Raw genomic sequence first — 14,418 nt, forward strand, 5'->3', positions numbered from 1 at the left:
CAGTAATTGCATTTGATTGTACGGTAGGTGATTACAAGAGTAACGAAACAGCCTAGCAGCTTTTCATCTTTGATGACTCTCTCTCTGTATTCGTGAACAACCACGTTATGACTTCCACAGTGTGGACAGACTGGAGGTTCTTTAGGTTCCAGCTCAATAGTAATATCCCTGTCAGACACTTCAGAAAAAGAAATATTTGTAATCTTGAAGCCAGGAAAGAAGTTTTTAGATAAAAAATCAGATACAATACAAGACATGGGCGTTTCCTTCTTAAGTGTTGTTGTGCTTTTTTATCTTAAGAGAAAACGCCCTTTTTTGTTTAATTTATTTGATAATATTCACTAGAAGTTTTTCATAAGCCACAGTTTTACTGAAGAACCCATGTTTTTCCAGGATAGAATGCGTGATAAAAACGGAGCCGATATCTATCGAACTAAATCCTTCTACTATCCTCTTGAGAAAAACAAAAACGGTGGATATAAAGTTCAAAGCGGAGAGATGATCCGTGTCTGTATGACCTCTGACTTCTTTTTAGAGGAAGCTGATGAATGGAGAGAGGAAGCCTGGAAAATCATCAGACAGCGTTCGGATGTAAAGTTCTTTTTACTTACCAAACGACCTCAACGAGTTCTCGAGCATCTTCCAAAAGACTGGAATGATGGCTATGACAATGTCTTCTTCAATGTATCTGCAGAGAATCAGAGGAGAGCAGACGAGAGAATCCCTATTCTTCTGGACCTTCCTTTCAAGCATAAAGGTGTTATGTGTGCACCTTTTATAGGTCAGGTCTCTCTTGAGAAGTATCTTTCGACTGGACAGCTTGAACAGGTAATCTGTGATGGAGAGAACTACGCAGGTGCCAGAGAATGTCATTACGAGTGGGTAAAGACTCTGTCCGAAGAATGTCGTAAATATGATGTGACTTTTGTCTTTTGCGGTACCGGTAACTATTTTGTAAAGGATGGCCGTAAATACCATATTGAAGGCAGTGCACTTCAAAGTACACAGGCTCTCAAATCAGGGCTAACCTACATCGGAAGGGAAATAAAATTTAAGCTTGTGGATGCTTTGGGCATGCCTATTTTCCCTGAAGAGCTATACAAACCACATTTTAAGTTAAAGTGCGATTCATGTGGCATGAAGGCTGTATGTAACGGCTGTTCAGACTGCGGAAAATGTTAGAAAACAATTCCTGAATATTTTGACTTAAGAAAACTATAAATCTTTTTTCATCAAAACTTTTTTAAAGACCGATAATACAGGTTAACTACCAGATTCTTTCGACAATCGTCGATAAATCAGCCTGAATAACTCATTCTTACTAGTTATAAACAAAACACATTTACATTACCTTTTCTTAAAAATTAGAATTTGAATTTCATTGCAAATCTTCAATAAATTTAGTTTAACTTTTCTTCGTTGCGTAATCTCTCACATAAAAGCCTTATAGAAAATGATAAAAATAACTAATATAGCCAACTGCTATTAACATAAGGAAAGAGTATGGATCACGCTACAATAACTTTAATCGTACTTGGCGTAGTGGCTTTTCTGTTTGTTACAGAACTGATTCCTGTTGCCGTAACCTCAATATTAGGAACCTTAACCTTAGGTGTGTGTGGAGTTCTTACTCCTAAAGAAACTTTCTCAGGCCTGTCTAACGATACCGTTGTTCTGTTCGCAGGTATGTTCGTTGTCGGAACTGCCATGCTCGAATCGGGACTTGCTCAGGCTATCGGTCGAATGGTTGTTAAAAGGGTCGGTACCAGTGAAGTTCCTCTTATGATTTCCTTCATGCTGTTAACAATTATTATGTCAGCTTTTGCATCAAACACTGGAACTATTGCATGTTTAATGCCTATGGTTATTGGTGTCTGTGCTTCTGCAAAGATTCCTGCTACGGCTATTCTGATGGCTATGGCCGTTGCTGCCAATGCTGGTGGTATGATGACCATGGTTGGTACTCCACCAAACATGTTCGCTGTATCTGCTCTTCAGGAGCGTGGTCTGGAGCCATTCGGTTTCTTCGAGTTCGCATTTGTTGGTGCTCCTGTAGCCTTCATCAGCGTATTCTTTATGGTATTTGTCGGAAGAAAGCTGCTTCCAAAGAACGATTCTGACTTAGGTGTTTTAGGTAATGAGCTTACCGGTTCAGGCTCACCTCGTCAGCGCTGGACTGTTCTTGGTATTCTGATTTTCGTTATCTATGGTCTGATTTTTGGTATTCCTGGTTTATCTCAGGCAATGATCGCTATTATCGGTGCTCTAGCCTGTGTTGTAACCAAATGTATTACGGAAAAACAGGCTTATAAGGGAGTTGACTGGGTAACAATCTTCCTGTTTGCCGGTATGCTTCCAATTGCCGGCGCTCTGGAGAAAACAGGTGCAGGTAAGATGATTGCTGAATCTGTTATCGGTCTTATGGGCGATAATCCTTCTGATACTGTTATGATGTCAGTTCTGTTTATTATCTCCTGCGGTCTGACTCAGTTTATGTCAAATACCGGTACAGCAGCACTTCTGATTCCAATTGGTATTTCTATTTCAGAAGAACTTCAGGTTTCACCATATGCTGTGGTTATGGCTATTTCAATTGCAACCTCCTGTGCATTCGCAACACCTGTTGCAACTCCACCAAATGTAATGGTTATGAATCCTGCTGGTCTGCACTTTATTGACTATATCAAGGTAGGTACACCTCTATGTATCATTGGCTACATTATCAGTGTATTCATTATTCCTCTTGTATGGCCATTCAACCCTTAAAAGATTTAATTCCATAAAACTAACGTAAAAGGGAGCGAAAGCTCCCTTTATTGTCATTTGTGAATAGAAAAAACTCTATTTCCTCTAGGATAATATTAAGTTGACATGCTCCCAATGGCTATTCAGCCATGGGGTGCTGTCAAACATGAATATGTATAAAGATGTGTTTGTTCAAGTTTGTCTTAATTATCCTAGGTTTAGATTAACTCATAACAAAAATCCTCAGCAGTTTGCTGAGGATTGACTTCATTCCCATATTTACTCAGAAAGTGCAAAAGTACGGGATGTTTAGTTTGTATTCTGAATATTAAAGCTTAGCACCTAGTTCCTGACGAACATATGCGCCTGCACCTAATAAACCTGCATCACCCTGTGAAATTACATATACAGGGATCTTGTTTAAAGCGTTGTTGAAACGGCCCTTTGATTCGAACTCTTTACGGAATTCTGACTTCTTGAAGTAGTCGATGAATCTTGGAACGATACCGCCAGCAATATATACACCGCCCTTAGCAAGAATGTTTAGAGCCAGGTTTCCACCGAATGAACCCATTAGCTTGCAGAACAGATCAACAGTTTCCTTGCAGTCAGGATCTGGATCCTCAGCAAAAGCACCACCGGTAACATCAGCAGGAACAACGTCTCTGATCTCGTGACCATTAAGTTCAGCAATAGCCTGATAAGTGTTAACCAGACCCTGACCTGATAGAAGACGCTCGCCTGAAACGTGGTCGAACTTCTTACGTAGAACCTTAAGAACAGAGTCATCTCTGTCAGACTGAACAGCGATATCAACGTGACCGCCTTCAGTTGGAAGAGGAATCCACTTGCCCTCTGCGTAAATCAGGTAACCAACACCTAGACCGGTACCTGCACCGTAGATTGCCTTAGGAGCATTCTCAACGATTTCTTCACCACCGATCTGAACCATATCTTCAGTCTTGATAGCTGTAACACTCATTGACATTGCAGTGAAGTCATTGATGAAAATCAGTTTTTCAAGGTTCAGATTCTTCTTCATCTCTGAAATTGAGAATTCCCATGGGTTATTGGTCATCTTAACGTGATCACCATTCAGCATGGTTGCAATCGCAATACATGCAGAATCAAATACAGCACCGGTTTCTTCTCTGTACTTGATAATAACCTTCTCTAGTGAATCGTTGTCAACGGATGAGTATACCTTGGTGTTTGATAAAGTTCCGTCTGCCAGATTTACTAATGCAAGACGTGCGTTGGTACCGCCAACGTCTCCTACTAAGGCAACACCCTTAAGCTGCTCCATTTTTTAATAGTTCCTCTATGTCTAAATTTTGTTCTTTGTAATCGAAAGTAAACTCTTTTCAAAAAAGCATTTCTGATGATAAAAATACTTTGACTATAGTCCCAATATTATACAAGAAAGATGAAAAAATTTTCATAAAACTTAACTCAAAGACCATAAAATTGAGATTTTTTTTACTTTCGTTAAAAATTTTTTTTTCTAAACTAAGAGGTTTTCTTTTTACTCTGGTTGTTATAGGCGTAGGTTCTGATGCCTCCTGATGGAGCATTGCTCAGATCAAGTGAAGCCAGAAGTCTGCCTGAAATACGCTCTTTGTTGTGTTTTATGCGGTTATAGAAGCTTAAGCTAGCGCTGTAGCTTTTATGGTCATAATCTTCATCTCTGTATTTATCATCTCCATGAAGATAGCTGCTAAACAGGGAGAATTTACTATCGTTAAAACTGCCGTCAAATAATCCCTGACCGTTAGCTGTTTCATCATTATGAGGTGGAACAATCACTGTTCTGTCGATGACTCTTACATAGTGATCTGCTCTATCAGAGGCACTGTTATTTTTTACAAAGTAGAACTGAGTTCCGTCTGTCTTTGATGAGTATGTATGGGTATAGACTCCGATCTCCTCAATAGGAGTGTCATAGTCATAGGTAACATCTACGTAGTTTGTATTTACAAAGTATGGATTGTCAGTAAAGTCTGTGTATTCATAGCTTTGAGGCTCATCCTTGTTGTAGGTGATTTCAATATCATCATCTACAAAGAATGGTGCATAAAAACCGGTGTGAGAATAACCGCCGCCGTGTTTTATATACATAGAGTCAGGTACTGTATTAACCTGTGAATAGTTCTTTGTGCTTCTGTTTTCACCAAAGATACTGTAATAAGGAGCTGAATCAGTACCGATATATCCTAAAAGCTTTACTGAGTCTTCATTTAATCCGGCAAGAGTGCCTTTTACGTAGTAATCATAGGATTCAAATCTTTCCTTTGTCTTATCTGAAAAATCCGTATAGACATTACTGATCTCACTCTTTCCAGATCCCTTTTCAAGTGAACCTGCAAGAGCTCCGGTATAGATTCTGATAGGGGAGTTGTATTCATTCTGGACATCAAAGCCATGAACCTCAACATTTTTTAGTGATGAGTTTTTTACTCTGCCACTTAAACCTCCAGCGTAAACCTCGGATGCAGTTGAGTTTACTCCGACTGAAGCTCTGTCAATCTTAAGATTTGAAACAGAGGCTCCATCAAGTCTTGAGAAAAGACCGTAATCACTTCTCTGTCCTTTATCGGTCACAAGTGTATAGCTTACAGAGTTATATGCTCCGTCAATACTGCCGCTAAAGCCTTTGTCAGCATCCAGAGTCTCTTTAATTTCACCAAGATCAACATCATTGGTTATAAAGTACTTTTCATCTGGATTATCTTTAATCTTTTGAAAATCATCCTTATCTGAAAGAGCGATTTCTCCTGTGTGATCGACAAGACCATCCTCCTTTTTCAGTTTATAGGCGCTCTCAAGATCAAGTCCACTGCGTCCACCGATATCAATTCTTTTAGTTGAGCTTTTTATAACGATGCTCTCATCCTCGGTATTGGTTAAAGCTTCTTTATATGAACCGTCATTTAAACGCTTTATATTCTCAATATCGCGGATTATTACCTGTGAGCCGTCTACCACAAGATTACTTGTACGTATCTGTCCGATTAGCTTAATCTTTCCCATTCCTCTGTGTGAGAGGGAAAGCTCTCCTGAGTCTATAAAGTCTTTTACGGTTTTCTCGCTGACCTTTGAGGTTGAGAGTACGACCTTATTGGCATCAATAATACCGGTTTTACCCAAGGTTATACCGTTAGGGTTGATTAGGTAGAAGGCTGAATCTGAAGAACCAGAAAAGTGGATACTGCCGTCAATGACCGAGGCCTTTGAGCCGTGGACCAGGTTGAGGTATTTGTGCTCGTCAAAGACTACTTTGTTCTCTGAGCCTACAGAGAAGTCATTCCAGGAGATGACATTTCTATCCTTTGAGGAGATGATTGCCATTGATTTGTCGTCTTTAAAGATAGAGGCATCACCTGCAATAATTTTTGCTCCGCTTGGAAGTACATCGCTGGCATAGGCAGCGCCCAGATTTAGTCCGATAATCAGGGGAAGGGTTTTTATTATCTTGTTCATAGCTGTCATATAAAGGTAATTGTTTTTAAACTGTTTAATCCATGTAATAGCCGAATTTAACCAGAAGCTTTACACTGTCCTTTGCATACTCTCTGTTTGTGCCTACTGCCTTGTTCAGAGATGCATTAACATAAAAGCCCTTGTATACAACTTCACTGCCCAGACCTACAGCATAGAAGCTTTCTTTTTTGTCAGAGTTATGGTTCTTTGCATGTGCCTGCATGAAGTCTGTATATACATTGAAGGTCGGATAGGTTTTAACCTTATAGGTAAATTTCAGATCATCAAAGAGACCGTTGTCAGAGGCAGCTGTATTTGATGCAAAGGCCTTCACACCATAGGCACCGCAAGGGGAGAATTTATCAGAAGGATCAACTGAGGTTGATGCAATCTGCAGATTGTAGCTGTTGCTGATGTTAAAGAAACGGTTAAAGTCAAAGGATACGGTTCCATCTAATGTGGTTATGAAATATGATTTGTCATCGTAAAGCTGATACTCATCGTCATTTTTTATCTTTCCGTAGTTAAGGCGCAGGGTATGTGCAAGATTCAGTGAGTTTAGATAGTTATCAAGCTTGAAGTCTGTGAACATACCATAGCTGTGACGCTTGAGCTTTACATCAAAGGCATCAATATTATCGGTTATATTTCTGTAGTAAGGTCCGATATCGGCAGTAAATCTGGTTTTTGAGGTTCTGTAGAAAGGATTCTCAAGATACATATCTGCATTGAAAACATTGCCGTGAATATCTAGATCCTTATAGTCTCCGCCAAGCTCATAATCAGAGTAGGATAAATCTGTACCCAGAACATTCAGATTGGAGTTGATAGGAATTCTGTAGTCAAAGCTGAAATTATTCTGTTGTCTGTCTGTGGTGGCTAAAAGTAGATCAGCCTTGTCTGCATGATGAGAAACGTCATTGCAGGTTACAAGTCCTACAAAACGGTTTTCTCCTGTACTTCTGTTGCCGTAGTTATCATAGAAGCCCTGAAATGAAAAACGTCTTTTTGGCTTGATGTCTAAAAGCAGATCAGCACTGTCATCAGATGAATTCTCAAAGTAGCCTGCAATATCAAAGAGGTTTAAATCCTTAACCTTTAAAAGTGAGTCGTTAAGTTCACTTGAATTTACAGGTTTATTCTGAAGTTTTCTGGTGTTCTCAAAGAGTCTGTAGAGTGTCTTTTTATTTACTGTGCTAAGATTTTTAAGTCGGACCTCATTAAGTCTGGCACTCTCAACTACGATTTTAAGCTCGCCGTTATAGCTCTCCTGCTCAGGATAGAAGGCCTGGGCGGTAAGATAGCCGTTGCTTTTGTAGACTGCTGTAAGGTCATTTAAAAGATTCTGCAGTGAATATACGGTGATTTCTCTGCCCACATAGCCTTTGAGGATATCATTCAGTTCGCTTTTACTGAGTTTTGCCTGTGATTTTATTTCAACATTGTTTAATACCTGGGCAAAGCTGCTGCCTGCACCCATGAAGCACAGCGCAGTAAATAATGATAATAGGAGATTTCTTACTTTAGCCATTTATCCATACCTGTTTAGTCCTCAGAACATCTCTAAGGCTCTGATTTAATCTAAAAGAATGGATGTGGAAAAAGGAGAAAATATGCGATATATGAATTCCACATCCATTAAAGGTTTGTGGAAGCTATTATCAGGGCTGTTTTTTCAGCTCACTCTGTAAGGGGGTATTTTTTTGTGAAAACTCTTAATAACCCTATGATTAAAATAATGTTTATTGGTTTTTTGAAAAATTTATGACGACATTATCTGCCGCCATAATCTTATGTTCCGGAATGTATTAAAGCTCTACGCTCAGGGCGATAGGACAAATCAGTTAATGTTCTTAATTGAATGATAGAGATCTTTTAAAATCACGTAGCAGACAAAGATGGTCAGTACATAACGGAAGGAGTTATACACTGCAATGGAGTAGCTGTATTTGTCCACATACTTGACCATGTCGATAGTAAAGCTTCCATATAAAAGACGCATCTCTAAAAAGAATGCCCATGGCAGAGCTGCTAAAGACCAGGTGAACATGGTTGGGAAATAGCGGTTGGACTTGTGCAGTCTGTAGCCTGAGTACAGTATGAAGGCAGTAGTTATAAGCAGTATAAGCAGTCTTGTAATATCTGTTGGCAGACTTGCATAGGCGTTGACAGTAAACAGGTATAAAGCCACCACTCTAAGGCAGTTGTATACAATTCTTGGGTATCCGTAATCCATATTATCTCCGTGTTTTTGATATTGTATCAAAACACTTATTGAAAAAAATCTAAGTATTTCTTAAAATTAGTTCATTATTTTGTAATGCTACCTTAGCTCAGTAGGTAGAGCAACTGATTCGTAACCAGTAGGTCGGCAGTCCGATTCTGCCAGGTAGCAAAAATAGTTTATAACATATTGATTTATAAATACTTTTTTATAGATGGCTATAAAAAATCATCCCTTTGTTATAAGAATCTAACTCAACTCTGTATTAGAGCGCAGTACTTCGAATCTGTCTGATATCTCCACAAATCCATTCACTCTATATATCATTTTGTTTTTTCTAGATAAATTTTGAACTGATTGTATTTTCTGGTTTAAAAAAGCGTATGAAGATTTTGTGCAAGAAATATGCAAAATTGTGCAATAACTAAATGAATTATAAAGTTTATTTTACCTTATAATTACAGAACAATTATCACACATACCTTTATAAGGATCTCCTGCTTTTGGGAGATCCTTTTTTTATTCCCGCTATAGTGCGGTCTAAAAATCAAGAAATACAATAAATACTCTGAATTTGCGAGGCGTAACATAGATCGATAATCCATTGCCTTGTAAGATACTGTCTTAACCAATCTATTATTAAAACAAAAACAATATTCTTAGCCTCTTTAGAAGGTTAATATCAGAGAACAAAAGACTTATGAGAAAAAAATATCATCCTAAGAGCAAAATCGAACTTAGGAGGCTTATTTTAGATGAAGAAGTTGAACTAGGGGAAATTGACACCTCTAAGATCACAGATATGAGCCATCTGTTTGAGCCAACCTTAAGCGGCGGCGATCAGGCTAGATTTTTCTACGAGGGTATTGAATCCTGGGATGTTTCCAACGTAACCGACATGAGCTATATGTTCTGTTATGCAAGGAACTTCAACGCTGATATCTCAAAGTGGAATGTTTCCAAAGTAAAGAATATGAGAGGTATGTTCCAGTTTGCGACATCCTTTAATCAGGATATCAGCATGTGGGATGTTTCCAATGTGGAGAATATGGCATCAATGTTCTACGATGCCAGCGCCTTCAATCAGAATCTTGATGCCTGGGATGTTTCCAAGGTAAAAACAATGCGCTTCATGTTCATGTATGCACGTTATTTTGAGAAAAAGCCTACCTGGGATATGAGCAATGTTGAGGATGAGGTCGGTATGTATTACGGCTCTCCTATTGTTTATGTCGATCCGAATGTGGCCTGCGGTGTCGATCCTGTACTTGAGGCTCAGGCTGAACAGGCAAGTATTCAGAAACATCTTGATGATACTGTTGCCCGTGATGGAATCGCCAACTTTGCTAAGAATCTGACCAGTAAATCCTCAAATATTGCTGACAGACTTGAAGCCAAGTTTGATGCCCACACCATTATCTACAAGAAGAATAAGGATGCAGAGAGTGATGATGACTACGATACAACCGTATCAATGTCACCTGCAGAGGAGAACATAACTTCTTCAGATAGTGGAGCAGCACAGAGTGAGGAAAAGACTGATGTAATTGCAGCCCTGGAGAGACTTAAGAAGCTTCACGATTCGGGCATGATTACAGATGATGAGCTAGCATTACTCAAGAACAACATCCTTTCAAAGCTTTAGGATTCAACATGACGGCTCTGCTTTTCAGGTGGAGTCGTTTCTTATGTATTCTTTCCTGTTCTGAATAATTCTTTTTTGTCCTGCTGAGGCTAAATTTGCGCTGATTCTATTTTTTGAAAAAAAATGAGAGCGAATTTTAAATTCTAAATCCCACATTGTTTAAATTAAAACTATCATTAAGATGATAACTCTCGTTTCGCTCGGCAGGGTAATTCTTTATGATAAAAAAAATACTAGCTACTTTTTCTATTCTGACGCTGATTACTGCAGCATCGGCAGATGATGATATTAAGTCTTTAAAAGAAAAGTGCGACGGTGGAGACTATTCACAGTGCACCAAGCTTGCCGATATCTATGCTACAGGTGATGAGAGTGTTCTGGATTTCGCTGCTGCAGATAAATACTATGAGAAGGCCTGTACCTTCGGTCGTGACCAGAAAGCCTGTTCTGCACTTGTGTTTAACAAGGGCGCTGTATCTAGAATCAAATCATATCGAGTTCCAAAGGATGTTCAGCGTGCAGCCAAAATCTACAACTACGCTGTAAAGTCGACCAATTACGATACCCTATACGAGCTATTCAAACAGTACTGTGAAGATGATAAGGATCTGCGTGCCTGCGCATACTACGGTGAGATGAAGGTCTCAGGTATCGGAACCAGAGTCACAGTCAACAGAGGAATTAAACTGATTAAGGAATCATGTGCAGAGGGAGATGTCTATGCCTGTTCAAATCTTGGCTACAGATATTTTGCTGCAGATGAGATTGATACAGATGAATTCAAGGCTTTCAAGCTTTTAAATTATGCCTGCTCAAACGGTGAATTCGGTTCCTGCCGTTTTGTTGCTGCTTTCTATGAGAATGAAATTGGCGTTAAGTATAACCAGGACAAGGTTCAGTATCTGTACAGCAAGGCATGTGATAATGCCGATGCTATCAGCTGCCATAAGCTTGGAACCATATATATGGGGGATAAGAATAAAATCGGTAAAGCTGTAGAGGCATTTTCTACAGGCTGTGAGTATGGAAGTATCAGAAGCTGTACCTCATTGGGCCAGATCTATTTAGAGGGCAAGGGCGTTCCTGCTGACGATAAGAAAGCTTTCAATCTGTTTAAGGAAGCCTGTGATGGTAATGATTCAACCGGTTGCTACAATCTGGCTTTATGCTATGAAAAGGGCAAAGGTGTCAAGAGAAGTCGTAATGTAGCTGCAACAATATATTCCAAGGCCTGTGACGTAGGCTCCACCGCAGCCTGTGAGCATATTGCCAAAACCGAGAACGCTCAGTCGCCTCAGGCTCCGGCACCAGAGAAGAAGTAAACAGTTAATTACCCCTGAATGTGTGAAAGGATTCGGAAAAAACGGATCCTTTTGTCTTATTTGAAGGTCTTTTTTTATTTTTGTGAGGCGCAAAGATAAAAGATTAAAAAAAAGTCTTTATATTTTAAAATGATAATTAATATTTTTGAAAGACTCCTTATGAAAAATTTAACTATAGTATTAACTGCATTTTCAATCTCCCTATCATCTTTGGCCTATGCTGATGACAACAATCTGTTCTCTCTTAAGAACAACTGTGAAAATAATGATGTCTCTGCCTGTGTAACCTTAGGGCTTAACTACTATGAGCACCTTGATCTGATTACAGCACCTCAGGCAGCGGCTGCCTTTGAGAAGGCCTGTGCTCTTTTGGACTATCAGAGCTGTAATGTGGCAGCCCAGATGTATCTTAAAGGCGAATTTATTGATGCAAATAATGAAAAGGCTGCATCCCTGTTCAGTAAAGCCTGCCGGAAGGACAACAAGGAAGCCTGTCTTTCTCTTGCAAAAATGAGATTGGACGGTCTTAATGACGAGTTTGACCTGAATCGCGCCATAGGAATTTTCCGCAGAAGCTGTGATGAGGGAAATGGCGATTCCTGTGTAAGATGCGGCTCCCTATACAGGTTTGGTGAAGGTGTAAAAAGCAGCTATTCTCAGGCTCAGCATTATTTTTCCAAGGCCTGTGAGCTTGATGCCTACGATGGCTGTGCTGAAATCGGCCTGATGTATGAGGAAGGCACTGTTGGAAAAAAGAATTTCGATAAAGCCTACGAGTATTATCTTAAGGCCTGTGACGGCAACAGTGCCATTGGCTGCTCCTTACTTGGCACCCTTGAGAAAAACGGACTTGGAGTCAGCAGAAATCTGAAAAAGTCTCTGATGTCCTTTGAAAAGGGCTGCAAGCTTGGTAATCTTAAGGCCTGCTCAAATGTCGGCTATTTCTATGCAAACGGAATCGGTGTTAAGGTCGATTATGAAAAGGCAAAGACTCTGTTTGAGGAAAGCTGTGGCAAAGATGAAGTTTTAGGCTGCTCATATTTGGGAGAAATTTATTTAAAAGGATGGGGCGTTTCTGCCGATAGCATAAAGGCGAAGTCGCTTTTTGAAAAAAGCTGTGATTTAGGTGACTCTGTAGGCTGTAATATGCTTGCAGACATGTATAAAAGCGGCGAGCAGATTAAACCTGATTACTTAAAAGCTGTAGATTTGTTTACCAGAAGCTGTGATAACGGTAACTCATCCGGATGTGCTCAGCTTGGATATATGTATGAGTACGGTCTTGGCGTTCAGACCGATCTTCAGAGAGCTTTAATGCTGTATTCTGAAAGCTGCTCTGAGAATGCCGGCCTGGGCTGTGCCAAATTAGGAGAGCACTATTTAACCGGAAAGGGCATAAACAGAGATCGGGAAAAGGCCGATGCTCTGATAAAAAAATCCTGCTCCCTAGGTTCATCTCTCGGCTGTGAAAAGTATTTCAAGCTCAGAGAAACACGATAAAAAACTGTATTTGAGGTAGTTGTATGAGATGGCTTAATGCCTCCTGCTGTCTTTTCATCACTTCTTTTTTCATAAGCGGATGTTTTAATTCTCATACCGAGCTTCTGGAAAAGAAGTGCCATGAAGGCGATTCTGCCGCCTGTTCGCAGGCTGCTAACAACTATTTTCTCGGCATTGATGAAAATGGCGAGAAGGTTGAAGTTTCCATAAACAGGAGTCATACCCTATATCTTAAGGCCTGTGAGCTTAAGGATGGAAAAATCTGTGACAAGATCGGTCAGGATTTTCTGCATTATGAGTCTGGAATTAATCCGGATCTGGTTAGTGCTTTAGAGTTCTTTGAGAAGGGCTGCAATTTAGACTATGGTCCTTCATGTACTCATCTTGCCGGCCTTCTGGCTCAGGGTAAGGAAATTCGCCGAAACCTCAAGAAAGCCAGAATTAACTTTGATAAGGCCTGCAGCTTATCAGACGGTCAGGGCTGTTTCTTTTCCGGCCTTATGCATGAGAGAGGCGAGGGCGTTAAACAGAATTATGCCAAAGCTCTGGATTACTATAAGCGCGGATGTAATCTTGATGATCCACAGTCCTGTACCAATATCGGAGCCATGTACTACTCAGGTCTGATTGATATAAAGAATTACTCTAAGGCCAATGAGTATTTTTCAATCGGCTGTCATCTTAATCTTGGTTATGCCTGTGCAAACCTGGCTAATCTTTATATAAACGGCTACGGCGTATATACGGATTATAAGAAGGCTCTTTCTCTATACGAAAAAGGCTGTAAATTAAATGACTCCCGCTCCTGTTCAAATCTTGGAATTATGTACGAGAAGGGTATGGGAGCAGATCTTGATTATGCTCTTGCCTACAGGTATCTTCAAAAGGCCTGCAACTTCAATGACGGCAACGGCTGTCTTGAACTTGGAATTCTTCAGTCTAAAGGACTGGCTCCAGCCGATGCTGAGAATAATGATTCTATAGCAAGCTTTGAAAAAGGTTGTTCACTTGGCAATACCAATGCCTGTACTAATCTTGGACTCTATTATGCCGATGATAAGACTACCGAGGGCCTGAATCGTGCAATGGTGTATTTTGAGAAGAGCTGTAATGGCAAAAATGTAAAAGGCTGTACTAATCTGGGCGTTTTATATCAGAATTCTCAGGATAAGACTCATCTTAAAAAAGCCTTTAATCTTTACAAATACTCCTGTTCACTTGGTGATGCAACTGCATGTTCAAATCTTGCAATCATGTATGCCTATGGTCAGTATGTAAAACAGAATTTCACCAGATCTCAGGAACTGTTTAGTCAGGCCTGCGATTATGGACATAACGAAAGCTGCAATTTTTCAGGTCTGCTTTTAAAGAATGGAATCTCAGGCAAGGCAGATCCTGAAAAAGCCTCTGTATATTTTGAAAAAGCCTGCAAGCTTGGCAGTAAGGATGGCTGCAAGAATCTTAAGAGTCTGAGCTCAAAGTGACCTTGGACGAGTAACTCC

11 protein-coding genes and 1 tRNA gene are annotated in these 14,418 nt (G+C 39.9%); 7 read left to right on the forward strand and 5 right to left on the reverse strand.

The features are described 5' to 3' along the window. Positions 1–257: transposase family protein (locus B5D46_RS08315; RefSeq protein ID WP_078929057.1), on the reverse strand; the 257-nt coding region annotated here is incomplete at its 3' end. Positions 258–399: 142 nt separating this feature from the next. On the opposite strand from B5D46_RS08315, the gene B5D46_RS08320 reads away from it, so the two are divergent. Both B5D46_RS08320 and B5D46_RS08325 read left to right on the forward strand, forming a co-directional pair. Continuing rightward, positions 400–1,182, forward strand: coding sequence for a DUF5131 family protein (locus tag B5D46_RS08320; protein WP_234973835.1), 783 nt, complete (start codon positions 400–402; stop codon positions 1,180–1,182). Positions 1,183–1,503: 321 nt separating this feature from the next. Beyond that, entirely contained in the window at positions 1,504–2,766 is a 1,263-nt protein-coding gene (locus tag B5D46_RS08325) for an SLC13 family permease (RefSeq protein WP_078929059.1), read from the forward strand. Between the two features lie 307 nt (positions 2,767–3,073). On the opposite strand, the gene glk is transcribed toward B5D46_RS08325, so the two are convergent. The 4 genes from glk to B5D46_RS08345 all read right to left on the reverse strand — a co-directional run bounded on the left by glk (position 3,074) and on the right by B5D46_RS08345 (position 8,461). Continuing rightward, positions 3,074–4,051, reverse strand: coding sequence for a glucokinase (gene glk / locus B5D46_RS08330; protein WP_078929060.1), 978 nt, complete (start codon positions 4,049–4,051; stop codon positions 3,074–3,076). Between the two features lie 203 nt (positions 4,052–4,254). Next, the gene (locus tag B5D46_RS08335; RefSeq protein ID WP_159443065.1) at positions 4,255–6,225 is read right to left on the reverse strand and encodes a two-partner secretion domain-containing protein; all 1,971 of its coding nucleotides are present in this window, start codon (positions 6,223–6,225) and stop codon (positions 4,255–4,257) included. A 34-nt stretch (positions 6,226–6,259) separates the two neighbouring features. After that, entirely contained in the window at positions 6,260–7,756 is a 1,497-nt protein-coding gene (locus tag B5D46_RS08340; RefSeq protein ID WP_078929062.1) for a POTRA domain-containing protein, read from the reverse strand. 309 nt (positions 7,757–8,065) lie between these two features. Further along, positions 8,066–8,461 (reverse strand): hypothetical protein, encoded by a 396-nt coding sequence (locus B5D46_RS08345; RefSeq protein ID WP_031492950.1) that lies wholly within the window; start codon positions 8,459–8,461, stop codon positions 8,066–8,068. Between the two features lie 86 nt (positions 8,462–8,547). Here B5D46_RS08345 and B5D46_RS08350 point away from each other — a divergent pair. The 5 genes from B5D46_RS08350 (at position 8,548) to B5D46_RS08370 (ending at position 14,400) form a co-directional block, all read left to right on the forward strand. Beyond that, positions 8,548–8,620: transfer RNA gene (locus B5D46_RS08350), tRNA-Thr, on the forward strand. Positions 8,621–9,149: 529 nt separating this feature from the next. Next, on the forward strand, positions 9,150–10,094 hold the full coding sequence (locus tag B5D46_RS08355; protein WP_078929063.1) for a BspA family leucine-rich repeat surface protein: 945 nt from the start codon (positions 9,150–9,152) through the stop codon (positions 10,092–10,094). A 218-nt stretch (positions 10,095–10,312) separates the two neighbouring features. After that, positions 10,313–11,416 (forward strand): tetratricopeptide repeat protein, encoded by a 1,104-nt coding sequence (locus B5D46_RS08360; RefSeq protein ID WP_078929064.1) that lies wholly within the window; start codon positions 10,313–10,315, stop codon positions 11,414–11,416. A 159-nt stretch (positions 11,417–11,575) separates the two neighbouring features. Then, positions 11,576–12,916, forward strand: a complete 1,341-nt coding sequence (locus B5D46_RS08365) for a tetratricopeptide repeat protein (protein ID WP_159443066.1) — start codon at positions 11,576–11,578, stop codon at positions 12,914–12,916. 23 nt (positions 12,917–12,939) lie between these two features. Beyond that, the gene (locus tag B5D46_RS08370; protein ID WP_078929066.1) at positions 12,940–14,400 is read left to right on the forward strand and encodes a tetratricopeptide repeat protein; all 1,461 of its coding nucleotides are present in this window, start codon (positions 12,940–12,942) and stop codon (positions 14,398–14,400) included. Positions 14,401–14,418: the final 18 nt, after the last annotated feature.

Source organism: Succinivibrio dextrinosolvens DSM 3072, from assembly GCF_900167015.1.
Taxonomy (GTDB): domain Bacteria; phylum Pseudomonadota; class Gammaproteobacteria; order Enterobacterales; family Succinivibrionaceae; genus Succinivibrio; species Succinivibrio dextrinosolvens.

Coding starts and splice junctions, on each gene's coding strand:
- B5D46_RS08370 (WP_078929066.1), top strand. CDS start 12,940: ATGAGATGGCTTAATGCCTCCTGCTGTCTTTTCATCACTTCTTTTTTC.
- B5D46_RS08360 (WP_078929064.1), top strand. CDS start 10,313: ATGATAAAAAAAATACTAGCTACTTTTTCTATTCTGACGCTGATTACT.
- B5D46_RS08355 (WP_078929063.1), top strand. CDS start 9,150: ATGAGAAAAAAATATCATCCTAAGAGCAAAATCGAACTTAGGAGGCTT.
- B5D46_RS08365 (WP_159443066.1), top strand. CDS start 11,576: ATGAAAAATTTAACTATAGTATTAACTGCATTTTCAATCTCCCTATCA.
- B5D46_RS08335 (WP_159443065.1), bottom strand. CDS start 6,225: ATGAACAAGATAATAAAAACCCTTCCCCTGATTATCGGACTAAATCTG.
- B5D46_RS08345 (WP_031492950.1), bottom strand. CDS start 8,461: ATGGATTACGGATACCCAAGAATTGTATACAACTGCCTTAGAGTGGTG.
- B5D46_RS08325 (WP_078929059.1), top strand. CDS start 1,504: ATGGATCACGCTACAATAACTTTAATCGTACTTGGCGTAGTGGCTTTT.
- B5D46_RS08320 (WP_234973835.1), top strand. CDS start 400: ATGCGTGATAAAAACGGAGCCGATATCTATCGAACTAAATCCTTCTAC.
- glk (WP_078929060.1), bottom strand. CDS start 4,051: ATGGAGCAGCTTAAGGGTGTTGCCTTAGTAGGAGACGTTGGCGGTACC.
- B5D46_RS08340 (WP_078929062.1), bottom strand. CDS start 7,756: ATGGCTAAAGTAAGAAATCTCCTATTATCATTATTTACTGCGCTGTGC.